At 64.4% G+C, this 24,537-nt stretch carries 15 protein-coding genes and 1 pseudogene; 7 read left to right on the forward strand and 9 right to left on the reverse strand.

Annotated features, from left to right (window positions below; genetic code table 11):
* Positions 1–41: 41 nt before the first annotated feature.
* The 3 genes from C6A82_RS16685 (at position 42) to C6A82_RS16695 (ending at position 1,265) form a co-directional block, all read left to right on the forward strand.
* Positions 42–392 carry a sigma factor gene (locus C6A82_RS16685; protein WP_233217101.1) on the forward strand — a complete coding sequence of 117 codons (351 nt, stop codon included), beginning with the start codon at positions 42–44 and terminating at the stop codon, positions 390–392.
* Positions 392–931 (forward strand): sigma factor-like helix-turn-helix DNA-binding protein, encoded by a 540-nt coding sequence (locus C6A82_RS16690; protein WP_233217100.1) that lies wholly within the window; start codon positions 392–394, stop codon positions 929–931. The genes C6A82_RS16685 and C6A82_RS16690 overlap by 1 nt, the downstream gene beginning before the upstream one ends.
* A 112-nt stretch (positions 932–1,043) precedes the next feature.
* Positions 1,044–1,265, forward strand: coding sequence for a hypothetical protein (locus C6A82_RS16695; protein WP_105347821.1), 222 nt, complete (start codon positions 1,044–1,046; stop codon positions 1,263–1,265).
* Here the strand turns inward: C6A82_RS16695 and C6A82_RS16700 are convergent, their stop codons facing one another.
* The gene (locus C6A82_RS16700; RefSeq protein WP_105347820.1) at positions 1,266–2,276 is read right to left on the reverse strand and encodes a prenyltransferase; all 1,011 of its coding nucleotides are present in this window, start codon (positions 2,274–2,276) and stop codon (positions 1,266–1,268) included.
* The gene (locus tag C6A82_RS16705) at positions 2,273–2,569 is read right to left on the reverse strand and encodes a WhiB family transcriptional regulator (protein ID WP_105347818.1); all 297 of its coding nucleotides are present in this window, start codon (positions 2,567–2,569) and stop codon (positions 2,273–2,275) included. The genes C6A82_RS16700 and C6A82_RS16705 overlap by 4 nt, the downstream gene beginning before the upstream one ends.
* Positions 2,570–2,691: 122 nt before the next feature.
* On the opposite strand from C6A82_RS16705, the gene C6A82_RS16710 reads away from it, so the two are divergent.
* The 3 genes and pseudogenes from C6A82_RS16710 to C6A82_RS16720 all read left to right on the forward strand — a co-directional run bounded on the left by C6A82_RS16710 (position 2,692) and on the right by C6A82_RS16720 (position 16,817).
* Positions 2,692–13,434, forward strand: a complete 10,743-nt coding sequence (locus C6A82_RS16710) for a BTAD domain-containing putative transcriptional regulator (protein ID WP_311101901.1) — start codon at positions 2,692–2,694, stop codon at positions 13,432–13,434.
* Positions 13,435–14,037: 603 nt separating this feature from the next.
* Positions 14,038–14,568 (forward strand): annotated as a pseudogene (locus C6A82_RS16715) (ABC transporter permease); the annotation flags it as partial.
* A 149-nt stretch (positions 14,569–14,717) separates the two neighbouring features.
* On the forward strand, positions 14,718–16,817 hold the full coding sequence (locus C6A82_RS16720; protein ID WP_105344065.1) for an alkaline phosphatase family protein: 2,100 nt from the start codon (positions 14,718–14,720) through the stop codon (positions 16,815–16,817).
* On the opposite strand, the gene C6A82_RS16725 is transcribed toward C6A82_RS16720, so the two are convergent.
* The 6 genes from C6A82_RS16725 to C6A82_RS16750 form a co-directional block, all read right to left on the reverse strand.
* Positions 16,814–17,479 (reverse strand): class I SAM-dependent methyltransferase, encoded by a 666-nt coding sequence (locus C6A82_RS16725; protein WP_105344067.1) that lies wholly within the window; start codon positions 17,477–17,479, stop codon positions 16,814–16,816. The two genes, C6A82_RS16720 and C6A82_RS16725, sit on opposite strands and share 4 nt — an antisense overlap.
* Positions 17,480–17,558: 79 nt before the next feature.
* Entirely contained in the window at positions 17,559–18,599 is a 1,041-nt protein-coding gene (locus C6A82_RS16730) for an alpha/beta fold hydrolase (protein WP_105344077.1), read from the reverse strand.
* 128 nt (positions 18,600–18,727) lie between these two features.
* Positions 18,728–19,372 (reverse strand): dihydrofolate reductase family protein, encoded by a 645-nt coding sequence (locus C6A82_RS16735; protein WP_105344069.1) that lies wholly within the window; start codon positions 19,370–19,372, stop codon positions 18,728–18,730.
* Positions 19,373–19,460: 88 nt separating this feature from the next.
* On the reverse strand, positions 19,461–20,207 hold the full coding sequence (locus tag C6A82_RS16740; RefSeq protein WP_105344072.1) for an SDR family oxidoreductase: 747 nt from the start codon (positions 20,205–20,207) through the stop codon (positions 19,461–19,463).
* A 161-nt stretch (positions 20,208–20,368) separates the two neighbouring features.
* Complete coding sequence (locus tag C6A82_RS16745; protein WP_105344074.1) at positions 20,369–20,836, reverse strand: glucose-6-phosphate dehydrogenase; 468 nt, start codon at positions 20,834–20,836, stop codon at positions 20,369–20,371.
* 81 nt (positions 20,837–20,917) lie between these two features.
* Entirely contained in the window at positions 20,918–21,826 is a 909-nt protein-coding gene (locus tag C6A82_RS16750) for an SPFH domain-containing protein (protein ID WP_311101388.1), read from the reverse strand.
* A 413-nt stretch (positions 21,827–22,239) separates the two neighbouring features.
* Between C6A82_RS16750 and C6A82_RS16755 the strand changes: the two genes are divergently transcribed.
* Positions 22,240–22,479, forward strand: coding sequence for a DUF1918 domain-containing protein (locus tag C6A82_RS16755; protein WP_105345224.1), 240 nt, complete (start codon positions 22,240–22,242; stop codon positions 22,477–22,479).
* Positions 22,480–22,975: 496 nt separating this feature from the next.
* Here C6A82_RS16755 and C6A82_RS16760 read toward each other — a convergent pair whose 3' ends face one another.
* Positions 22,976–24,175: a phosphotransferase gene (locus tag C6A82_RS16760; RefSeq protein ID WP_142405957.1), complete on the reverse strand. Its 1,200-nt coding sequence runs from the start codon at positions 24,173–24,175 to the stop codon at positions 22,976–22,978.
* Positions 24,176–24,537 lie beyond the last annotated feature (362 nt).

The raw sequence follows: 24,537 nt of genomic DNA on the forward strand, positions 1-24,537 counted from the left end.
TCGACGGTACCGTTCGGCCTTCGGCGTGCTTGGATGACCGTGTGGCTGCCGACGACATCTCGTCAGCTGATCTGACTCAGGCGACGGCCGAGTTCGTCGCGGTTCGCGGACGCCTGTTCGGCATCGCCTACCGCATGCTCGGCAGCCGTACCGAAGCCGAGGACATCGTGCAGGAGGTCTGGCTTCGCTGGCAGCGCTACGACCGGAGTTCGGTCATCGAACCCGCCGCTTTCCTGGCCACCACGACGACACGGCTGTGTATCAATGCGCTGCAGTCGGCGCGGGCGCACGCGAAACCTACATCGGTCCGTGGATTCCCGAGCCCGTCGACACGAGTGCCGATCCCGTCCTCGGCGCCGAGCGTGGCGAAGCGCTCGAGTTGGCGACGCTGATGCTGCTCGAAAGGCTCTCTCCCACAGAGCGTGCCGCCTATGTGTTGCGCGAGGCCTTCGACTATCCCTACGCCCAGATCGGCGATGTGCTGCAGATCCAAGAGGGTAATGCACGGCAACTGGTCACCCGCGCGCGTAGGCACATCGCGGCGGAGCGCAGGGCGCCGGTCGACTCGGCGCAGCAGAAGCGGCTTCTGGAAGCGCTTGTGGCTGCGGCAGAGCAGGGCGACCTGCACCGGCTGGAACGACTCCTCGCCGAGGACGTCGTCAGCTACACCGACGGCAACGGCATGCGCGGAGCGGCCCGCGTGCCCGTGCACGGAAGACAGACCGTCGCTAAGTTCATGCGGGCGTTCGCGCCGAACTTCTGGCCCGGCACCGCGGTTTCCTTCGTCGAGGCGAACGGCGCGTCCTCCGTGCTCGTCTCGCGCAACGGCACCGTTGTCGCGGTATTGGCGATGAGCGCATCCATCGACGGGATCGATCGACTGATGTGGGTGTTGAGTCCCGACAAACTCGGCGGATTCCCACACGTGTAGTAGCCCACGGTGACGTAGATCTCGTCGGGCGGCAGTCACGAACGCGCAGTACATCCGGTCTTAGCTGGTAACCGCAGGCAACGACGCCGCGGACCGCACCGGAAGGCTCATCATGGAAATCCGCAGGCCAGTCAGCTCGGGCATCAGAGCGATCGCCCTCCTTGTCTTCTCGATCACGATCACCGCTGCCGTCCTGACAGTCATGGTCATCGACACGCTGGCCGTCCCGTCGTTGTCGGCATCGCCCACGCTGCACTGCACCGAGAGGATCCAGCTCGAACCGCTGACCCTCGACTTCTTCGAGGACTGCCGAGCAGGGTCGAATCTCCGGTAGTCAGACGATTTTCAGCACGGCGCCAATCGCCAGACCGAGCACCAGCAGCGCGCCGGCCTGCCGCACGTGCAGCCAGGCCAGCGCCGCGTACCACAGCGGCCAGACCGGGTAGTCCGGCGGCGGCTCGTCCGGCGGTGGCCGAAGGAACCGCGGCCACACCTTCCAAAGTCGCGGCAGCGCCCCAAGAACGAGCAGCGCGGGCCACGGCATCGCGCCGAGCACGACCGCAAGCGCGACCAGTACGTAGAAGCCGACCATCATCGCCAGCGTCGCGATCCGGGCTCGCCGCTCGCCGAGAATGACTGGAAGCGTGCGGATTCCGAGCGGTTCGTCGAACGGAATCTTATCGATGTGCTTACCCATCAACACCGTCACGCACAGCAGCCCGTACGGGATCGACGCCAGCACGATGTCCCATCCGACTGTGCCGACCGCCGAATAGTAGGTGCCGCACACCATCAGCGGGCCCCACACCACGAAGACGTCGGGCTCACCGAGGCCGCGCTTCTTCAACCGCAGCGGCGGCGCGGTGTAGGCGACGCTGAGCACGAAACCCGCGAGCGCGAAGGCGAGCACCGGCCAGCCGCGTGCCAGCGTCAGCACCACGAGGATGGCGAGGTCGGCGATGTTGACCAGAAGAATCGAGATGACCAGCGTCCTGCGGGCCACCAACCCGGACAACACTGGGTGCGGAGCGTAGAGGGCGCGGGGGTAGCTTGCGCTGTCGGTGCCGACCTGGGTGTCGAACAGGTCGTTCATCAGATTGTTGGCCACGTGCGCGAGCGTGATCCCGATCAGCGCGAGGACCAGCCAGCGCCAGTCGAGGCCCGGCTCCCCGATCGCCAACAGCGCGGCGACGAGCCCGGAGACCAGCGTCATCGGCAGCACTGCCGCTCTGGTCACCACAAGCCAGCGCGTGACCGCATCGACCGGCGCGTCGGGCGGCGGATTGGTGGTGCGCAGGGCGTAAGCCCAGGACGACAGCTTCGAGCGGGATCTGACCTCTGTCATTCCCGAATCGTATGCCCGGCGAAGTACGCCGACCAGGACTTGACCTCCGGATGCTGTTTAACGAGCTTTCGGCGTTGCCGCTCGGTCATCCCGCCCCAGACTCCGAACTCGACCTGGTTGTCGAGGGCGTCGGCAAGACATTGGGTCACCACCGCGCATTGACGGCAGATGACGGCCGCCCGTTTCTGGGCCGCGCCCGTCACGAACAGTTCGTCGGGATCGGCGGTGCGGCACCGCGCTTGCGCGACCCATGCGAGGCGGCGCTCGCCTGCTAGAGGAGCCAACAGCATCATGAGGACATCTTGGGAGAGACTCGGGCAGCCGAGGTAAGTAGTCGACTACTTCATCTTTACTCGATCTTGACCGCGTGTTGAATCGGCCCACCGACGATCGGCGAGTGACTACGCTGCAAGCGGTGGAACTGCGGGTTTTGGGACCTCTCCAGGCCCGACAAGGCGGGGCGCCGGTGGCGATACCCGGTGCCAAACCGCGCGCAATTCTGACGATGCTCGGGCTGCACGGCGGTTCGGTCGTATCGGCTGACACACTTCTCGAGCTCCTGTGGGGCGACGATCCCCCGCGCACTGCGGGCAAGGCCCTTCAAACCCACATCTCGGCTCTGCGTCGAACCGTCGGCGACGGCATCGTGCTGACCCTCGGCACCGGCTGGATTCTCGCCGATGCGGACGTGGACGCAACGCGGTACAAGATCGCGGCGAGGCTGGGGCGCGACGCTGCTGCCTCCGGCGACACCACCGCGGCGGTGGCCGCATTCGAGGAAGCGCTTTCTCTGTGGCGGGGAATCCCCGAACTGCCCGACAGCCACCGCGGATCGTCTGAGAAGACGCGCTGGATCGAGGCCCACGCCGCGCTCGTCGAGGACAGAGCGGACGCGTTGCTTGCGACGGGCCGGGCCGCGGAGATCGCCGGCGAACTCGAGGCGGCGGTCGGCGACGCGCCGCTCCGCGAGAGGCGTTGGGGCCAGCTGATGCTCGCGCTCTACCGGGCGGGCCGACAAGGCGAAGCGCTCGGCGCGTATCAACGGGCGCGATCGATGTTGGCCGACCAGTTGGGTGTCGACCCCGGCCCGGAACTGCGGCGACTCGAAGCGGCCATCGTCGGGCAGGATGCCGCGCTGGAAATGCCTGTGGCACAGCAGGCGTCGAGTATCACCAGAGCGGTGACCTTCCTGCTGACCGATATCGAGGGGTCGACGGCCGCGTGGGAATCGGACGCCGACGCCATGGCGGTGGCCCTCGCGCGCCACGACGAGCTGGTCGAGCAGGTGGTGACTTCGCGTGGTGGGCGCCTCATCAAGGCGCGTGGCGAAGGTGATGCAACGTTTTCGGTCTTCGATCGGCCATCCACGGCGGCCGCGGCAGCCATCGAGCTTCAGGATGCGGTCGCACACGAACCGTGGCCGACGGGTGAGCCCTTGCGGATTCGCGTGGCGTTGCACACCGGTGAGGTCGAGCTTCGTGACGGCGATTACTTCGGCCGGGCGGTCAACCGCGCCGCACGGCTGAGATCCTTGGCCTCCGGTGGGCAAATCCTGTGCTCGGGGGCGACGGCCGAGCTCGTCATCGACTCGCTGACCGATGACGTCGTACTCGCCGATCTCGGAGTGCGCCAGCTACGCAACCTGGCACGGCCGGAGCACGTGTTCGAGCTGCGGATGCAAACCGCCGATGACGAAGCGTCCTCCCCAGAGGGCGACACCCCCGTCGAGCGGCCCGATCTGCCGGCCCTCCTGACGGGCCACGGCCCGTTTGTCGGTCGCGGTCAGGAACTCCAACGGCTTTCGTCCACTTGGCAGAGCGCCGTGCTCGGCGGCATGCGCGCGGTGCTGATCGCCGGCGAGCCGGGCGTCGGCAAGACGCGCCTCGCAGGCGAATGGTCTCGACGGGCCTACGAGGACGGTGCCGTTGTCCTGTACGGCCGCTGCGACGAAGATCTCGGCGCACCGTATCAACCGTTCGCCGAAGCATTGCGCTCGCTCGTGCCGTGCCTCAGCGCCACTCGGTTGCGGGCGCTACGCGGCGTCGAGGCGCTTCTCCCGCTGGTACCCGGGCTCGCCGACGTCCTTCCCGACCTCGCCGCGCCGACACGGGCCGATCCCGACACCGAACGCTACGCGCTCTTCGACGCCGTCGTTGCGCTGCTGGAGTCCGCATCTACAGCCGCGCCAGTGGTGTTGATCCTCGATGACCTCCACTGGGCCGCCAAGTCCACGCTGCTGCTGCTCCGCCATCTGCTGCGTTTCGGCGACCAGGCGCAGGTGCGAATCGTCGGCACGTACCGGAGCACCGACCTCGACCGCTCTCATCCGCTGGCGGCGACGCTCGCCGACCTTCACCGCGACGGCACCGCCGAGCGCCTGCAGCTCGGCGGACTCGATGAGGACGACGTCACGGCGTACGTGGCCGAGGCCGGCTATGACGACGAAGAGCTGGGCCGGGCACTGGCTTCGGTCACCGGTGGAAACCCGTTCTTCCTCATCGAGGCGCTGCGTCACGTTGATGAAAGCGGTGGCGTGTGGGATCAGAGCACCCTGCCGCAGGGGGTGCGCGAAGCCGTGAGCCGCCGGCTGTCGCGGTTGCCCTCAGACACCAATAAGGCCCTGGCAGCGGCAGCGGTTGTCGGCAGCAGGTTCGCCGTCGATCTGGTCGAGCGCGTGGTCGATCAGGATCTCGTGGATGCGTTCGACGAAGCGTGCAAAGCCGGAATCGTCATCGAGGAGCCGGGCGGCCGCTATCGGTTCAACCATGCACTGATCCGGCAGTCGTTGCTTGCCGAACTGCCCTCGGTGCGGCGCATGCGGCTACACCAGCGCATCGCAACGACTTTGGAGAATGAGCCGGGCGCCGAGGATGAACTGCTGGCCGAGTTGGCACATCACTACTTCGAATGCGCGTGGGCCGGTAACGCGGCCAAGGCCGTCGAGTACTGCAGGCGGGCCGCCGACCAGGCGATGGCCCGCCTGGCCTACGAGGGCGCCGCCGACCTGTACGACCATGCACTGCACGCACTCGAGGAGATCGACGACGAGCTGCCCGATCGCGAGGATCGGGCCACCGAGTTGCTGGTGGCCCGTTGCGAGGCGCTGCTGGCCGCGGGCGACGTGGTTTCGGCGGCAGGGGCGGTCACTGCGCTGCAGCGGGCGACGCGCGATTCGGCTCGGATCGCGGCCTGGGCGGCATGCTACGAGGGTCAGCTGTCGATGCTCGTCCATCCCGAACGATTGGATTCGATTGAATCGACTGTCAGCGCGGCAGCCGACACACTTGCCGAATTAGACGACGCTGCAGGCGAAGCCACGGCGCACACCGTGCGCGCTCTCTGTCTTGCCCGACTCGGGAGGATCGGTGATTCCGAGATCGCGCTGGATCGTGCGCTCACGGCGGCACGGCGCGCGCGTCAACACCGTCGGGTGAATGCCGTGCTCGCCGTCGCGCCACTTGCGGCGCTGTGGGGTCCGAACCCGGTCCCACGCGCGGGCGGACGGTGTCTCGACGTGGTACGCCTGCTGCGCATAACCACAGACTCCCCCGCCGTCGAGGCGACGTCGACGCGGTGCCAGGCCGTGCTGGAGGCCTTCCGGGGACGCGCGGCCGCGGCCCGACGGATGATCGAGTCTGCCCGCCGCACCGTCAGCGAACTCGGTTTACGTCATGCGTTGCTGGAGGTCGAGCAGTTCGCAGGCATCGTCGAGTTGGTCGTCGATGATTCGGCCGCCGCTGAGCCATATCTCCGCAAGGCTTACAACGGCTTTCGGCGACTGGGCCTCGATGCGGATACCGCCGAAACGGCAGCGCTGCTTGGCCGCGCATGCCTGGCGCTGGACCGCGAGACCGAGGCAGAAGAATTGTGTTCGGAGAGCGAGCGACTCGCAGGCCACGCGCTCAAGGCATCGATCGCCTGGCGCACCCTTCGGGCGCACCTGCTCTCGCGCAGTGGAGCACACGACGAGGCACGGCGATTTGCCGAGGCGGCGATCGCCCTTGCCGAGCGCACCGACGCGTTGGTCGACCACGGCGATGCCTGCCTAACATTGGCGACGGTCCTCAATGCAGCCGGCGATGACGCCGGGGGTCGAGCGGCAGCCGGGCAGGCGATCGATCTGTATGAACGCAAAGGTGCACCAGCACTTGTCGAAATGGCGTCGCGCGTTCTAACCGGTACAAGCAAACCTGTGCCTTCGGCTCCCGCGCCGGAGAGCGGCCGCCCCGAGGTGGCCAATGAATGCACGCGAGTGGGCGAGCAGATGCTAGCTGCCGTGAATCGCGAGGACTGGTCGGCGGTCGAACAACTGTTGGCGCCCGACGTCACTACCGAGAGCCGTCGGAAGATCGTCGGCTTCGAGAAGTTTCAGATATCGGCCAGCCAGTGGCCCGTCGAAATGCGGCGGTACTTCAAAGCGGGCATCGTGCAATTCCGTCACGAGTTCGTCGCGGTCCGTGGCGAAGGTTGGGCGCTTGCCCGCTTGCAAGCGGGCACTGGCGATGCGGGTTCATCGGCGCCGCGGGACGAACTGCTCCAGGTGATTGGTCTTGATGCCCAGGGTCGAATCGCGCAGCAGGTGTGGTTCGACATCGAAGACATCGACGCCGCCATAGCCGAACTCGACGCGATGCACCTCGCCCCCGACCACACGATCCCGCAGAAGCGGCGTCTCGAGAACGCAGCAACCCGCGCGTCGGACCGTCATGGTTCGGCCTTCGTCTCACGCGATTGGACTGCCGTCGAAGCGCTGCTGGCCCCGGATTTCTATATCCAGGATCGGCGACCGACCGTGAACGCCGGGCTGCGACGTGGCCGAGACGCCGAGATCGAAGACTTGCAGGCGTCGGCCGCCGTCGGGTTCGAACACGCGACAGCTGCTGTTATCGCAACCCGCGGCCGGCACCTCGCACTCACCCGTGGCCGCTATTCAGGCGGTCATGATCGGCCGTTCGAGAATGAAGTGCTTCACGTCGTCGAGATCGACTCCGATGAGCGCATAGCGGCAGTCGTGGTATTCGAAACCACCGACATCAATGCAGCTTTCGAGGAGCTCGACGCAAGATACATTGTGGGAGAAGCTGCGCCATATGCAGGGACGTGGCAGGCTGTCACACAGGCGTATAGCGCACTCAACCAACGCGAAATGCCCGTGCTCGCAGCCGGCTGGGTCGATACCGACCATCGATCACTCGCCGCCATCGGACCAGGTGACCTTGTCGCATACATACGCGCCGCCTGGGACGACCTCGCGTCTGGGGGCGGCGAGCAGCGCGTGGAGGCCGTGCACCGACTGGACACTCTGGGAGGAGTCGTCACCCACACGGCGCACGGTATCTCGCATGAGGGCGTCGACGCAGAGTGGCGCATGATTTGCGTTTTCACGGTCGCCGACGGCTTGCTCAATCGCCTGGAGATCTTCGACGAAGCGGACCTCGAGAAGGCGCTTGCGCGCTTCGACGAACTGCATCCAAGGCCGCGAGAGCTTGAAAACGCGGCAAGCCGATCGGTCCAACGTTATTTGGCGCACTACGCGGCACGCGACTGGGACTCGATGGCGGAAGCGCTGGCTGATGCAATCACCACGGATGACCGTCGGCGAGTGCTGGGTGCAGGGTTGCGACACGGTCGGGAGGCGGCGATTGCGGATCAGCGAGTAATCGCCGACCTCGGTGTTGATGACATCGTGACAACGGTAGTTGCGATCCGCGGTGAGCATCTGTCGCTTCTACGGACGCAATTCATAGGCGGCGACCTCGGCCAAGAGGCGATCAATGAGACTCTCGCGGTTGTCGAGACAGACACCGAGGAGCGCATTGCGGCGCATATTTCCTTCGATGTCAATGACTTCGTCGTCGCAATAGCCGAGCTCGAGTCGCGTTACCTTGCGGGAGAGGCCGCACCGTTTGCCGACACGTGGTCGCCGATCACCCGCGCTTTCGCCGCACTGAACCGCCATGAACTCGACGGACTACCTCGCACGACGCCCCAGTACCAGGTCGTCGACCACCGACTTCATGCCACGATCGATGCAGCGGATCTGGTCGATTTATTCGGCATCACATGGGATCTGACGCCCGATCTTGTCATGTACGTGGAGGCCGTGCATCGGCTTGACGACCTTGGCGCCGTCATCACGCAAGGGGCTTACGGAACGTCTCCTCAAGGCTTCGACGCGCAATGGCGCATGATTCAACTCCTGACGGTGCAGGACCAATTGGGCACCTTCTGCGAACTGTTCGACGAGGCGGACCTCGATGCCGCGCTCGCCCGTTTCGACGAATTGCACACGCATGAGCCGCGGCTGGAGAACGCGGCCAGCCGAGCGCACGAACACGCAAACGGGCTTTTCGAGAAGCGGGACTGGACCGCTTTGGCGGAGACTCTTGCTCCGGATGTTTGCGATGACGATCGTCGACGTATCACGAACAGTGGCCTTATCCGCGGCCCCGAGCACATAATCGCGAACTCCAAAAATGCCGCCGCACTCGGGGCGACCCATATCTCGATGGATGTCATTGCAACGCGCGGCGATCGCCTCGTACTCGGCCACCTCTCCTACTATGGGGACCAGGGGCCTGAGGCATTCAGCATCGATGTCTTGTCGGTAACAGAGATCGGGCTAGACGGCCGCTGCGTGGCCTATGTCGCGTTCGACCCCGAGGACTTCGAAGCGGCTGTTGCCGAACTCGACACGCGATACCTCGCGGGCGAAGGCGCCGCGCATGCGTGCACGTGGTCGTCAGTCGTGCGTTGCTTTGCATCAATCAATCGACGCGAGCTTCCCGAGACGAGACCCGACTGGGTGAACGTCGATCACCGACGAGCGGCGAGCATCGAATCCGGAGAGTTGACGACTTTCCTCAGCACGACATGGGATTCAACACCCGAACTCACGAACTACATCCAGACCGTGCATCGACTCTCGGACATCGGGACGGTCATCACTCACGCGGCGCGGAGCACCTTCGAAGAGGGGTTCGATGCCGAATGGCGAGTGGTCAACCTGTTCATATTTGAAGGCGAGCAAGTGCGCCATCTGGAGCTCTTCGACGAAGCGCAACTCGACGAGGCGCTCGCGAGGTTCGACCAGCTGTGTCGGCCGGAACCTCGGCTGCTGAATTCTGCAAGCCAGGTCGCAGAGCAGTTCTACGGCTGCTTCGCGGACCGCGACTTGGACGCCTTGGCGAAAATGCTGGCGGGCGATATGTATTTGGACGATCGCCGCAAGGTGGTCGGCGCCGGGATCCAACGCGGGCGTGAGGCGAACCTCGCGGACCTTCGGGTGATCGCCAAACTCAAAGCGCAAACCATCAAGCCGGTCGCGCTCGCGACTCGCGGCGAGCGCCTGGTACTCAGCCGGGTTCATTTCGCGATCTACAAGGAAGAGCTGCCTGAGTATTTTAATACCGAGGCGCTCCGTGTTGTCGAACTAAACGCCGACAACCGGATCACGGCGGTCGTCATCTTCGATCTCGACGACCTTGACGCAGCTTTCGCCGAACTTGATGCGCGGTACCTCGCTGGAGAGGCTGCCGAGTATAAGGGAACATGGTGCGCGGTCACGGAGGCCTACGCGGCATTCAACCGTCACGAACTCTTCGCGACGACGCCGGATTGGGTGAACGTCGACCACAGGCGTGGAATTGGATTCGCCCCCGGGGAGATGGTTTCTTACCTCCGTGCTTCGTGGGACGTCACGCCGGACATCATCATCAGAATCGAGGCCGTGCATCGGCTCAGTGACCTCGGAGCCGTCGTCACCCACGCGACGCAGGGGACCTCGCAGGAGGGCTTCGATGCCGAGTGGCGTGTGATCAGCCTTCTGACGGCCAAAGGTGGACTGATAGACCGTTGTGAGCGATTCGATGAGAACGACCTCGACGCCGCGCTTGCACGGTTCGACGAGCTTGAGGCGAACCCGCGACGGCCTGAGAATTCGGCAAGCCGTGTGGATGAACGTCTTTGGAGCACTTTCGCTCGGAGGGACTGGGCCGCAATGGGCGGACTGATGATCAATGAGTTCGTATCGCGTGACCACCGACGCGTGGTGAATTCGGGCATCCTTTGTGGGTCTGAAGCCATCGTGGCGAATATGCGGGCAGTCGCCGACGTAGGCGTCCAGCGCATGACCTCCACCGTCATTGCGACGCGTGGGGAACGTCTTTGTCTCACTCGCGTTCGCTCATTCATTCGCGGCGCGCCGCCCGACGAGTTCAGCGGCGAGGTGCTCAGCATCCTCGAAATCGACGCGGACAGCCTCCTCACATCTGGCGCACTTTTCGACGTTAATGACCTCGTCGCTGCCGCCAAAGAGCTCGACACCCGATTCCGAGCGGGCGAGGGGCGAGCTCATGCACATACCTGGTCGCTCATCACGCGGGCCTTCGAAGGATTCAATCGAGGCGAGCTTCCCGCCTGGGCCGAAGACGGGTTCAACGTTGACCATCGGTACGCGGCCGCGATGGCACCGGGTGACGGAGTTGCATACTTCCACGCTTCGTGGGAGCTCGCCGCACAGCTCAGCGTGTACATCGAGTCCGTCCACCGGCTGACTGACCTCGGGGCAGTCTTCACTCATGTGGGTAATGGGACATCGAGAGAAGGCTTCGAAGCTGAGTGGCGGACAGTCGGCATAATGACGGTCGTCGGAGACGTCATCCGTCGGGGTGAGCTTTTCGATGAGGCTGAACTGCACGCGGCGCTCGCACGGTTCGAAGAATTGTCGCCATCGACTCCTCGCCTGGAGAGCACGGCGAGTCAAGCCTATGAACGTATTCGAGCGATGTTCTCGGTCCGCGACTTCAATGCGATAACCGAGCTCCTGTCCGAGGACGTCAGCACGGATGACCGTCGTCGCGTCATCAACTCCGGTATTCGCAAGGGCCGCGATGCGGTATTGGCTGAGCTTCATAGCTTCGCCGCTATCGGCGCCCAGACGATAGCTTCAGACGTCGTCGCCACCCGGGGCGACCGCCTTTCGCTGCAACGCTCTGAAATCAAGGGCATAGATGGCCAACCGGGCAAGTTTGACACCACGGTGCTCGATATCATCGAAACCGACGCAGATAAGCGCGTCCTAGCGCGAATCGTATTCGATGTCGACGATCTTGATGCTGCCATAGCGGAACTCGACGCCCGTTACCTCGCCGGTGAAGGTGCCGCACATGCGCAGACGTGGTCGGTCATCACTTCGAACTACACGGCCTTCAATCATGCCGAAGTTCCGATGTCGAATTGGGTGAACATCGACCACCGGAAGGGCACGCCATTCGCAGCAATAGAACTCAGTGAAATGATCAGGGGCGTTAAGGCTCTCACACCTGACCTCTGTGTACGCATCGAGGCTGTGCATCGCTTGGATGACTTCGGGACCGTCATTACGAACATCTCGCGCGGGACGTCTGAAGATGGGTTTGACGCCGAATGGCGGATGATCCAAGTCATCATAGTCGACGGTGACCGCGTGACGAGATGCGAACTATTCGACGAAGCCGACATCGAGGCGGCTCTGCGCAGATTCGAAGTATTGCGTTCGCAGGAACCGCGCCTTGAGAACGCCGCAACGCGAAACTGGACACGGATGGCTGACGCCTACAACCGAAGAGATTTGGATGGATTCTTATCCCTCGCAGCGACGGATGGCTCATTGCTCGACTGTCGTCAAGGCCTACATTCCGTACAAAAAGGACCGGCGATGCGTCAAAATCTTCAAGCGATGCTGGATGTTTCGCCGGATAGCTGGCGAATGGTATTGGAACCCATCGCAGAAAGAGGGGCGAGGCTTTCGCTGACCTATGCACGTTGGGTAGACGACGACCAGGCCGACCACCCGGCCACAATTGAGCTCTTGAGCCTGATGGAAGTCAACGATCACGGACTGATGCATGCGACCGTGAGCTTCGATCCCGGCGACATGGATGCAGCCTTCGAAGAACTGGAAGCCCGATACGGCGCGGGCGAGGCGGCTGACCACGCGCATACCTGGTCAGTCATCACACGAGGCTATGCCGCGCTCAATCGCCACGAGCTAGCCCCGACGGCAGACAATTGGGCGAGCCTGGATCACCGACGTGGAGTGGCGTTTTCACCCGGCGATCTGCCTGCGTACCTCCGAGCGGGCAAGGAAACCACCTCGGACGGCCGTATTCATATCGAGACTGTGCATCGGATCAGTTCCTCCGGTGCCGTTGTGACCCAAATCGTTAAAGGGACTTCCCAGGACGGCTTCGACGCAGAGTGGCGCGAGATTTGCGTGATGATCATCGGGGATGATGCGCTCAATTGCTTGGAACTGTTCGATGAAGGCGCCCTCAGCGCAGCGCTCGAGCGTTTCGACGAACTGCACATACACGCAATGCAATTGGGAAATTTAGCCTCTGAAAGTCTACGGCGTTTCCGCGACTGCTTCTGTGCCCGTGACTGGGATGCGATCGCCGAGACCGTCGCGCTCGATTTCGCCATTGATGACCGCCGTCTCGCCGTCAACTCTGGGATCGAGCGAGGCCGGAGCGCGGTGATCGAGAGGATGCGTGTGACCGTCGATCCGGACAACACGAACGTGAACTCGACCATCATCGCGACTCGCGGCGAGCGCCTCGTTCTCACCAGCGCCGGCTACTCGGGTAGCGGTCAGGAACAAGAAGCGTTCCGGACGGAGTTGCTGAGCGTCGTCGAGACCGACGCCGACGGATTGCTGACGGCGCAAGTCATCTTCGACCGCGACGACATGGACGCCGCGTTCAACGAACTCGAGGCGCGTTACCTCACTGGCGAGGCGGCAGACTACGTCGACTTGTGGTCGGAAATCACGCAGAGCTACGCCGCGATGAACCGCCACGAAATTCCCGCAACGATGGCCGATTGGGTGACGACCGACCACCGAGTTCGCCAGTCATTCGAAGGGGGTGAGCTGACCGCGTACGCGCATTCCGCCTGGGATCTGATACCTGACGTCACCATTCGTATTGAGACCGTGCACCGACTGACCGACTTCGGTGCCGCGTACACCCACGTCGCCTGTGGCACCTCGGAGGACGGCTTCGATGCCGAGTGGCGCATGGTCGTGCTCCTCTCAACTCGTGATGAAAGGAGGCGCTGCGAGCTTTACGACGAGGCCGATCTGAGCGTCGCACTCACCGCGTTCGGCGAGAGCTGACCACGCGAGCCGCTGCGCTTCGCGGGTGACGCCAGCAAATCTGGCGCGGCCATCCCACTAACCAGCCAGGACATTTGCTGAATCAAGTTCTTTCGCGGAAATCCGCTGGTCGACTCAAGCCGCTCGACGCCCCTATTTCGCTCGCTGGATAGCGAACCCATAGTGAGCTGACAGAAATTGACGCCTGTGTTCATGATCGGCAAAAGAGGCAGCTCATATCGCTCTACGGCGCTTGATCGTTACATCAGCTGGGTTATGCCTGCAACCACTCCAGCGTGAGCTCAGAGCGCGTATGCGTGAGGCGGTTGCGGTTTTCCTGAACCGGTCGCTCGCAATTTGCGAGGAACCGGTGAGAAGGTGCTAGATTGCTTCGCAATCTGACTGGCGTTCGGAAGGCAGCGTCGGCGAAAGCATCCCACGACCCTGACCGACGGTGGCGACGCCGTCGGCTTCCAGCGGCGCGGGTAACGGTCCGACGGGAAGAGGGGATCCGTCGAACGACGCGTCGTGATGCGGGGTGGGGCGCCGGCACCCACCGTCGGCGCCCCACCTCGCTCCCCCGTGTTGAGCAGAATGCGTTATAGCCGCAAACCGCTGCTTGCGCGTCTGTCTACCTGGGCCTACCTGATGGCGAAGGTGGTCGTGTACTGCGCTGCCGCCGTCATTCAATCGGCGGTGATGGTGGGGATCGTGCTGTACGGCAAGAACGGCCCGACCCGTGGCGCGGTGTTACTGCACAGCGCCCCGGTCGAACTGTTCGTCACCGTGGCCGCAACCTGCGTCGCGTCGGTGATCCTCGGTCTCGCACTGTCCGCGCTCGCCCGGTCGAACGAGCAGATCATGCCGCTTTTGGTGGTGGCGATCATGGCGCAGCTGGTGTTGTCCGGCGGGCTGCTGCCGGTCGCCGCCAGGGCGGGGCTCGAGCAGCTGTCGTGGATCACCCCAGCGCGGTGGGGCCACGCCGCCGCCTCGTCCACCGTCGACCTGCGAGTGCTGGAGCCCGCCCCGGGCCCACAGGATGCCCACTGGGCGCACACGCCGGGCGCCTGGATGTTCGACATGGCGATGCTGGCCGGGCTGTGGCTTATGTACGGAAGCTTCGTGCGGTGGAAGCTGCGCCTCAAGGCCGCCTGATGTGACGCCTGAGGCGTGGCCCACGTAGCCGGCAGGTAAAACTTCGATTCCTGGCAAACGGCTGTGCGGAGAGGCGTAATTTACGCCGTGGTCATCCCAAAAGGTGCGGCGGGGCCCTTTGGGGGTTCAGCGGCACGGAAGGAATTCCCATGGGTTATGCCAGGCACATCGGTCGGGTCGGAGCGCTAGCGGTGACTCTTGGCGTCGGCGCGGCTATCGCCAACGCTCCGGGGATCGCGTACGCCGATACAACAGGCGCCTCAACGGGCGGTGACTCCTCGCAAAAGACCACCACTTCGACGACGGACACGTCCTCGACAACGGGCCAGACGTCCTCGACGATTGACGGCGCCGCTGCCGACGCCGGCGACTCCGGGTCGACGACCTCGGATCCGACGTCCCAACGGAGGTCGGTGCTGCGCACCGTCGTCGGAGCCATCCGGGACATCGCTGACGACGCTGTTGCCGCGGGCAACGCCGCTGGGGCCACCACCAGGCTCGGCAAGCAGGATCCGGCGGGCGGCGACTCGGCCAACCGCCAGACGTCGAACATCACGACGACTGTCACCAATACCCGCACGCGCGCAGACACTTTGGATGACGCGGCCGAGAACCTGCAGTCGACGGTCGACACGTTCACGCAACGTGTCGAGCAGGCCGTGCAGAAATACACCGCACCCACGCTCGACAGCACGCCGAGCCCCGCGGCCACGGCTGAGCCCCAACCGATTACTACGGCTGCGGTGACGCCGCTGTTCGAACCACGGCAGCGGACAAGCGTTGTCCCGCTCTTCACCAACGCACTCGGTGCGGTGCTGCAGCCGGTGATCTACGGGGACGGGGTCCCGGGCCTGCCGCAGTTGCCGACGCTGATGGCGGTGATTGCAGCCGTGCGCGACGAATTGGAGCGGACTCTGGGAGCCCGCCCCCCACAGCCCGTGTATCCGCCGACCACCAGTCAGCCCATCGGTGATCCAACCCTGCCCGCCCCTACAGATCAGCATGTCCTGGTGATCGCGGTCGACGGCACCAATATGAGCGAGGTGCTGCAGGAGGATTTGACCCCCAACACGAACTTCATCAATCTGATGAACACCAGCACCACCTCCGCGCCGAGCATCGTCGGCCACACCACGGTGTCCAACCCCTCGTGGACGGCCGTCTTTACCGGAGCCTGGGATAACAAGACTGGCGTGATCAACAACGTCTACACCCCGTGGACCTACGAGAGATGGCCGTCTGTTTTCACCCAACTCGAAACGGCCAACCCGGACATCAGGACGAAGGCCATCGCCGACTGGGACGTCATCGCGGCCATCTCTGACTCGGGCGTCGGCGCCGACGAAGTGGTCTACATAGCGCAGAAGCCGGACGACCCCACTTGGGAGAAGACGGATAAGGCGGTCACGGACGAAGCCGTGGCCACCCTCAAGGGCCCGAACGGAAATTACACCGGCGAGGCGCCGAATTTCACGGTCGCCTACCTGGTCCAGGTCGATGAGGCCGGGCACCAGTACGGCGGCGATTCGCTCGAGTACGACGCTGCCCTCAAGCGCACGGACGACAACCTCGGCGCGATCCTGGAAGCGGTGGCGGCACGTGAGGCGGCAACCGGCGAGGACTGGACCGTCATCGTCGTGACCGACCACGGCCACCAACCGCAGCCGGGCTTCGGCCACGGTTTCCAGTCGCCCCGCGAGACAGACACATTCGTCATCGTCGACGGTCCGCAATTCGAGAACAAAACTGACACGTGCACAACGGAATGCGGCAGATTCAATCCCGAATATGAGATCGTCGATGTGACACCGACCGTCCTGAGCCTGTTCAACGTCCCGCAGGACCCCAGGTCCGATGGTGTTCCGCTGCAGTCACTGAACGGCAGCAGTACCAATCCCCTCTCGCAGGCCGTGTTGCATGACGCGCTGGAAGCACAGATGGCCTCGAACGACTATCCGAACATCATCGTCAATGCGGCGCTGAGCACGCGGACGATCGTCGCCTTCATTCCGTACTTCGTGTACGACCAGGATCTCCCTGCCCCGCTCGGTGACATCCTCTACGTGGCGACGAACACGCCCGCGCAGGCGGTTGCCCTCGCTACCGGTGTCTGGGGCGCCAGGCTGTTCCAGATCCTGCCGCCGCCGCCTATCGTGATCACCCCTGAGGGGCCGAACTCGCTCGAAGCCGCGTTCCGCACGGACTGCGGGTCCGTCAGCCTCGACCCGGCAGGGTGTGTGGCTGTCTAGGAGCCCAGAGTCGCTCGACCGATGACGATCGGGTGCACCACCGCCGGCATGCCGCGCCACACGGCTTGTTCGGCTGCGACATCGAACCCGCAGTCTCGCAACAGTTCCAAGGTCCGGCGGTTACAGCAGCATCCGCCTGCGAAGGCGCGCCATGGGCGGGAGAGCAACTCTTGATATAACGCGAGGAAGCGGGAACTCGCGCGCACGTGCTCGACGAACAACAGCTGACCGCCGGGACGGAGCACGCGGGCGATCTCGCGCAATGTGGCGCCGGGATCGCCGACGGTGCACAGCACCAGCGTCGACACCACGGTGTCCACTGAGGCTTCATCGAACGGTAGGCGTTCAGCCGGTGCGTCGATGATCCGCGCGGCACGATCATTGCGCTGCAGACTGCGCTGAAGCCGTCGGCGCATCGAGGCGTCGGGCTCGGTGAGTATCAGCTCGGCGATGTCGTTGGGGTAATGTGCGACGTTCAGCCCGGTTCCGGCACCGATCTCGACGACCCGCCCGCGGGCATCGGCCAGCAGCTCGCTTCGCCGCTTGCGCATGCCGGCGATCTCGCCCAGCCAGAGGAATGAGTCGTAAACGAAGGCGAAGAAGCGCATCCATGCCTTGGAGGGCGACGGTATCCGGATCTCGGCACCAACGGTGTCTGTCATTCCGCGAACTTACGAGCGCCCGCCTCGTGCGCGCATCGCCCTAAGCGGCCATCATCTGCAGATGGCCCGTTCCGGCCAGTCAGAGAAGTCCCAGACGCGCGGCCTCGGCGACAGCAGCAGTCCGCGAGCTGCGCCCCAGCTTGCGGCGGATGTTCGCGACATGGCGGTGAACGGTGTGCGAGCTCAGCACCAGCTGTTCTGCGATCTCGTCATCGCTCAGACCGCGGGCGACGCACGCCAGGACCTCGCGTTCACGACGGGATAGCAGGGCCGATTCCGGCTCGCCCGCATGAGGTGTCGTGGGCTGCGGTGCGAGCGCTTCGCGGCAGGCGCGGGTTACGGAATCAACGTCACCGTGCCACGGGAAATGGGCGGTTCCCTGCAAGGGAATGAACGTGGCGCCGGCAATTCCGGCCGCCACCTCACGCCCGAGCCGGAACGGTACGGCGCGGTCGTCGCGACGATGCACCACCGTTGCCGGTGCGCGGACACGGGGAAGAAACTCGCGTACGTCAAGGCGATAGACGAGGCCAAGTAACGCCGCCGCGGCCTCGGCGGTGGCCGCCTCTCGTTGCAGCCGGGCGAAGCGTTCATGCTCCGCGCGGTCAGCGGCGCCGAGAAAGATGTCGCCGAGGACGCGTGAACCAAGGCCCCAATGGGCGCGCACAGCCGCGATGATCGCGTCGCCCACTCCCGGTGCGGTGATCTCCGCACCGTCTGGATACGACCCGTAGAGCACCAGCCGCTCGACTCGCTCGGGATATGTTGCGGCGAAAGCGATTGCAGTGCAGCTCCCACAGGAGCCGCCGAGGAGCGTCACGCGCTCGAGCTCGAGTTCGTCCAAGAGAGCACGGAGCATCGCGACCTCGCCCTCGATGGTCAGATCCGATTCGCGCACTGTGCGATCCGACATGCCGACGCCGAGCCGGTCGTAGCGGATCAGTGTGTAGCCGCCTCCGACGAATTCCCAGAAGCGGCGAAATCCGGGGCTCTGCCAATCGAGTTCAAGGTGGCTCACCCACCATGCCGGGGCGACGAGCGGGGGTCCGTCGCCACGCTTCTCGTACGCCACTCGGCGGGCGTAGAGGGGAAGAAATCTGATCTCGGGATTCTCGAGCATCGTCACGAGCCTACGACGGGCACCTGTCGCGCTCGACGGCTTCGGTTTTGTTGGTCAGCGGCACCACTACATCGCCGAGAGGATGCGATGTCCGCCTCTCCAACCGGTTGATGTAGATGAATACAGGGTCAGTGCCGTCCGACACCGCGGTGGGGTGCGCTCATGTCTCCGGTTCCCGGTGTGCCCTCGGCGAGCCCGTAGCGCAGGAGTACAGACCCTGTCGGACTGGGCGCCGGCGGTTCGAGCAGGGTCAGGTTGGTGGGTACCGCACCACCGTCGAACACCTTCTTCCCGACGCCGAGTGTGATCGGGTGCAACCAGAGGTCGAGGCGGTCGAAGAGCTTCTCGCGCAGCAGGGTCTGGACAAGGTTGAGGCTCCCGACAACCTTCACATGATCGTGTCGGTCGCGAACTTCCCGCACCGCGGTAGCAAGGTCGGGGCCGAGCTGGGTGGACCCGGGCCACGCGAGGTCGGGCCTACCGCGGGAGGCCACGTACTTCGGGACGCGGTTGAAAAGGGTGGCGATGTCATCGTCCTCACCACCCTCCTGGTGCGGCCAGAAGCCGGCGAAGATGTCATAGGTTCGCCTGCCGAGAAGGAGCGCGTCTGTGCCCTCGTAGGCGGCACCGACCTGCGCCCCGGCCACATCGTCCATGAGCGGTGCCTGCCAGCCGCCGAACGGAAAACCATTGTCCGGGTCCTCCTCGGGACCGCCGGGCGCCTGGCCGACGAGGTCGAGGGTTGCGAACAGCTCAATATGGATGAGGCCCATGCCTGACTCCCATTAGTGGTGAGAACTTCTGGTCAGAAAGTGGACCTCAGAGCGCCGGAGATCTCATCGCACGATTGCGAGCCGGCCGCTACTGCCCGCCGGCAGCCAGCCACTGTTCGAAGGTCATCGGGGCGATGCGCATATTGTCGCCGGGCAGCATTACGTTGCCCGCCATGGATTCGTCGAACATCGCCGACCAGGTGGGCACGAGTCGCACTTCGCGCCCGCGCACGGCGTTGGTGCGCCGCACCATGTCGATGAGGTCCTGGGTCTCGGGCCCAGCGACATCGGCGTATCGGCCTTGCGGTTCACCGACGGCGAGCTCTGCCAGGATCGCCGCAATGTCGTCGGGAGCAATCGGCTGCATCAGCAGCGGTGCAATGTGCGACACACCGTCCTTCTCCGCCCAGCCAGAGGCGAGTTCCGCGAAGTCGAAGAACTGGGTGGCCGGAACGATGGTCCACGGCACTCGACCCTCGCTGACCAGGCGCTCCTGCTCGCGCTTACCGGCGTAGTGCGCGTTGCCCTCGACGCGGTCGATGCCGACGATTGACAGCAGCACATGGTGACCGACGCCGACACTCGCCTCGGCATCGAGCAGATTGCGCGTCGTGGTGCCGAAGTAGTCAACGGTCTCCTCGCGGCCCACCGGCGGCGAGCTGATGGTGTCGACGACGGCGTCAACACCCCGAAGCGCCGCCTCCAAACCATCACCGGTAACCAGGTCCACGCCGAGCGATTTGCTGATGCCGACCGCCTCGTGTCCGTCCTTCTCGAGATGGGTAACGGTGCGGGCTCCGATGTTGCCGGTCGCCCCGGCTACCGCGACGCGCATGGTGAGGCTCCTTCGACGACACTCGATTTCGGCAGTCGCCACGGTAGCGCCCGGACACCGGTGATCAGACGACATCACGGAAAACGAAATGCCGTCGCGGGACGGTCGGGTCAAGAAGAGGCGGTTGCACCACGCTGCCGGCAGCCGCGGCGAAGAAACGGCTACGCGGGCAGATCCACCCGCAGCGCCAGGTGCTCATCGAGTATCCGGCGCAGCGCGGCGTCCATGGGATGCGCGGATGCGAGATCGCGGCCGAACCGACTGTCCACCACGACTACCGCGCCCTCCGGCAGTTCGGCGGTCTGGATCTGATCGACGAACGGATCGAACAATTCGGGCGGCGTGGCCAAGTAATACAGCGCCCGGCGCGACTCGTTCAACCCGGCGGCATACATCAGTCCGCGTTGGGTTATCACGAAGAGTTCCGAGGTGATCCTGGCGTTTGGGGTCTCGGCTGCGCCCCATGCCATCGCGGCGCGCCGGGTCTGTGCCAATCGATCCGGGACGTCGTCAGTCAGAGTGAACAAGCTTTCCACCAGTGCTCCACCCATTCGCGGATATGCATCCATGGCGGGTCTGAAGTACCGCTGGAAGATCGCACCGAAAAAGTCGTACAGTTGCTCGCTCATCGCGGCTCCTACGTTCAGACGTACACCTTGATTGTGCGCCCGGGCCGCCAACTAAGCACGAGTTGACAGGGACGAGATTTGTTACTGATCCCTCTCGAATATCTTCGCGATGCGTTTGTAAAATTCCAAGCCGCGGACGTCGTCGGGAATCCGTGGTTGTTCCAGCGTCAAAGTGTCACCCTTGGACGCTGCGCCCGCGTCAGTACCGGTGGCCTCGTCGCGACGCTCGGATCCTTGCGGTGTGGCGCGTTCCAGAAATCGGAGCAGTTCGACAGGGAAGGGAAGTACCAAGGTGGAATTCTTCTCTGCGGCGACCTCGACGACGGTCTCCAGGAGTCGCAGTTGCAGCGCGGCTGGGTGCTCGGACATGACCTCGGCTGCTTGGGCCAGCTTTTCGGACGCCTGAAGTTCGCCCTCTGCGGTGATGACCCGGGCCCGCCGTTCACGCTCCGCCTCGGCTTGGCGTGCAATCGACCGCTTCATCGAATCGGGCAGCACTACGTCCTTGATTTCGACGCGGTCGATCTGAACACCCCAGCCCAGCGCGGGACTGTCGATCATCAACTCCAACCCCTGATTGAGACGCTCGCGGTTGGATAGCAGGTCGTCCAGATTGCTCTTGCCGATGATCGAACGCAGTGATGTCTGGGCAACCTGACCGATGGCCGACACGTAGTTCTGCACGTCGACAGCCGCACGCACCGGATCCGAGACCTTGAAATAGATGACAGCATCCACCCGGACGGTCACATTGTCGCGGGTGATGCCATCTTGGGAAGGCACGGGCATCGTGATGATCTGCATGTTCACTTTTTCGAGGCGATCGGCGATCGGAATCAACATCGTGAGACCGGGTCCGCGGATGACGGATTGCACACGGCCGAATCGGAACACGACGCCGCGTTCGAACTGGTTGATGACCTTGATATTCGTTCCGAGCCAGAGCACACCGACGCCGAACGCTGCGGCCAGTGCGTAGAGGGTGATCATCTCTATCTCCAATCTGCCCGGCTTCGGCCGCCGGTATTCGTCAGCGAGCTCGGGCTGCTATTACCGATGAAACGCCGGTCCTTGCGACAAAGCGAGTGACCTTGCTCGGCTCCTCGGCCGAGCAAACGCCTGTGTTCGCGGCAGTGGAAGCTTCTGGGCTCTGAACTCCGCACGATTAGAGATGCAGCGTTAGCCCGCAACTGCCGCCGCCCTGGCGCGCCTTCGTCCTCGACTGTCTACGGCGACGACAGCCGACAAGATGATCCGCACGACGACGAGACTGTGCGTGCGGCGCCACCGCCGAGGCACACTCCAACACGAGCGACGAATATGCGAGAACCCGGCGGCATGACCTTCCCAGGAGTGGCAGGCGCGCGGACGATGGTAAGCGGAAGCGAAGGAAGGAATGGGCGATGAAGGCGAAGGTAGGCGACTGGTTGGTGATTAAGGGCACGACAGTGGAGCGATCGGATCAGCGCGGGGAGATCACCGAGGTGCGTTCGGCAGACGGCTCGCCGCCATACACGGTGCGATGGCTCACCACCGGCCATGTGGCAACTGTGTTTCCCGGCGCGGACGCGGTCGTCGTCACGTCCGCGGAACAGGAAGCCGCTGACGAGCGGGCGCGGTCCAGATCGACAAACCATCGTTGATCACGGCGAACCGAGCCTGATCTGCAGCCACGCTCAACTCCCTCATCCAGGGAGTGTCAAGGATCAACCGAGGTAGCTGTCAGGCATCACCACCCGGGGACGCATTTCCACGGGCTCTTTAGGCATTTCCCGGGGGTGGGGATCCATTTACCAGGGGTGGGGATCCACTTCCCCGGGGTGGCGATCCACTTCCCCGGGGTGGCGATCCACTTCCCCGGGGTGGGGACCCACGGTGTGAAGATTGGGTCGAGCGGTGCGTTCAGATCGCTGGCTGCGCCGACCGACGCAGGCGCGGTGCCCGGAGATCCGCGGTCTGCCTGTGCAGCCCCAGCGCTCGCGACGCTGAATCCGGCGAGGGCGACGCCAACGGTCACGACTTTCCAGGTGGCCGGTCGTTCCATTGATCTACCCCTTCCTTCTCTTCAGTTCTTCTCCCCGGCCTGACCTCAGTCTTGCGCGCAATGCGAACGTCTGCAAGGCCAGCCAAGGTGGTCTTTCATCTCGCTCTTGCTAGCCACGTCTTCGCAAGATCCAGCATCGCGATGGTGTGCTCGGGCCACTGGGGTTGCTGCAGGCGAAACGGCCCGGTCGCCAGCCCGAGCAGTGCCGCAGCGGTTCGCAGTCGTAGCTGCTTAGCTGGAACCCGCGACTCGGCGTGGGCGAGGATAGCGTCTGCGTAGCCGGGGGCCGCTTCCCGGCCTGTGGTGTCGAGGGCCAGAGCCGACAGGTGCGCGAGTAGCGTTGCCCACTCGTCGGATCGTTGTCCGGGTCCTGCGGTATCGATGTCGAGAACAGCCGTTACCCGGCCGTTGTGGGCGAAAAGCTGGCCCTCATGAAAGTCGCCGTGGATCGGCACGACCTCCTCGGTCTGGACTTCAGCCGAATGCAGGCCTTCCACCACCTCGGCGAGCCGGGTCAGCACCGTGGGCTCGTCGCCCGCAACGCAGCGCAGCACACCCGCGTAGTAATCCACCATCTCCAGATGCGATGGTTCGGGCGTCAGCTTCATCAGTTCGGCCGGTAGTGCGTTCAATACAGATTCGAGCGCCTCGGGTGAGGGCAGCGCGGCGTCGCCACCGATGATCAGTGTCTGCAGCGGTGTTCCCTTCGCCGCGGGCAGCACGATCACACCGTCCCCGGTCGCGGCGAGCACCGGTGGCACCGGCACATCTCGGCAGGCGATGTCATGACGATGGCGGAGGTCGGCGACCGCCGAGGGCCGCACGACTTTGACGAACCACCGGAATCTGCCGTCGCGCACATCGAGAACGGCATGCCGCGAGGGCAGGTATCCGCAGGGGCGGATGTCTAGGGTCGCCGCCTCGCTCAGCCCGAAATCGCGAAATAAGTCGGCCAGCAGGGCGGGGTTGCTGGCCGTCGGTAGCGCGGGTAGCGCGGGATCGCGGGGCCACGCCCAGATTCCAACCTCGACCGGCTCACCGCCGTACTCGCCCGCGACGACGGCCGCGCCGGCCGGGATCCGGCTTCCGGTTGTTGCTCCGAGAAATTCCGTCGTGCATGTGCCGTCAGCGCGGCGCACACTCGCCATATACATGACGATGCCAGCGCCGGACGGGTCCATATTGACCTCGGCCGGGCGCAGCTCTTCCAGCCGACATCCGTACTCGGCGACCGCAGCGGCGAGCACATTCGGGGCTTCCGGACCCAGCAGCAGGTCGAGCACCGGGGTAGCCACATTGCCGAGGCTAACCCTCCGATCAGCCGGGGCCGACCTTTGCGCCGTCCGCGATGCCGCCGCCGCCAGCTCGATAGCGACGCCGATGTAAGTGGGGCGGGCGAGGCTCGAACCCGCGACCAACGGATTATGAGTCCGTAGGCAGGGCGCCCGCGACCAGGCGAAACGGTGAACTACATCGGCTCAAATCGCCTGCACGCGAATGGCTTTCGCCGTTGCCGGTACGGCTTCGGTACGGCTAGAAATCGCCCTCGGACGCCGCGTTGACGCCGCGACGAGATGCCTTGCGCCCTGTTAGCTATGCCGGGCGGTAGGCGGCCGGACGCATCGGAAGGGGGAACGGCGTGCCGCCGCGCGTGCGG

The sequence above is a fragment of the Mycobacterium sp. ITM-2016-00318 genome (assembly GCF_002968285.2).
Classification (GTDB): domain Bacteria; phylum Actinomycetota; class Actinomycetes; order Mycobacteriales; family Mycobacteriaceae; genus Mycobacterium.

What these genes read in the sequence shown, in the direction of transcription:
- C6A82_RS16735 (WP_105344069.1), bottom strand. Translation starts at nt 19,372, where the DNA reads ATGGGCCTCATCCATATTGAGCTGTTCGCAACCCTCGACCTCGTCGGC.
- C6A82_RS16705 (WP_105347818.1), bottom strand. Translation starts at nt 2,569, where the DNA reads ATGATGCTGTTGGCTCCTCTAGCAGGCGAGCGCCGCCTCGCATGGGTC.
- C6A82_RS16730 (WP_105344077.1), bottom strand. Translation starts at nt 18,599, where the DNA reads ATGCTCGAGAATCCCGAGATCAGATTTCTTCCCCTCTACGCCCGCCGA.
- C6A82_RS16695 (WP_105347821.1), top strand. Translation starts at nt 1,044, where the DNA reads ATGGAAATCCGCAGGCCAGTCAGCTCGGGCATCAGAGCGATCGCCCTC.
- C6A82_RS16750 (WP_311101388.1), bottom strand. Translation starts at nt 21,826, where the DNA reads ATGATCACCCTCTACGCACTGGCCGCAGCGTTCGGCGTCGGTGTGCTC.
- C6A82_RS16740 (WP_105344072.1), bottom strand. Translation starts at nt 20,207, where the DNA reads ATGCGCGTCGCGGTAGCCGGGGCGACCGGCAACATCGGAGCCCGCACC.
- C6A82_RS16755 (WP_105345224.1), top strand. Translation starts at nt 22,240, where the DNA reads ATGAAGGCGAAGGTAGGCGACTGGTTGGTGATTAAGGGCACGACAGTG.
- C6A82_RS16690 (WP_233217100.1), top strand. Translation starts at nt 392, where the DNA reads ATGCTGCTCGAAAGGCTCTCTCCCACAGAGCGTGCCGCCTATGTGTTG.
- C6A82_RS16720 (WP_105344065.1), top strand. Translation starts at nt 14,718, where the DNA reads ATGGGTTATGCCAGGCACATCGGTCGGGTCGGAGCGCTAGCGGTGACT.
- C6A82_RS16745 (WP_105344074.1), bottom strand. Translation starts at nt 20,836, where the DNA reads ATGAGCGAGCAACTGTACGACTTTTTCGGTGCGATCTTCCAGCGGTAC.
- C6A82_RS16725 (WP_105344067.1), bottom strand. Translation starts at nt 17,479, where the DNA reads ATGACAGACACCGTTGGTGCCGAGATCCGGATACCGTCGCCCTCCAAG.
- C6A82_RS16700 (WP_105347820.1), bottom strand. Translation starts at nt 2,276, where the DNA reads ATGACAGAGGTCAGATCCCGCTCGAAGCTGTCGTCCTGGGCTTACGCC.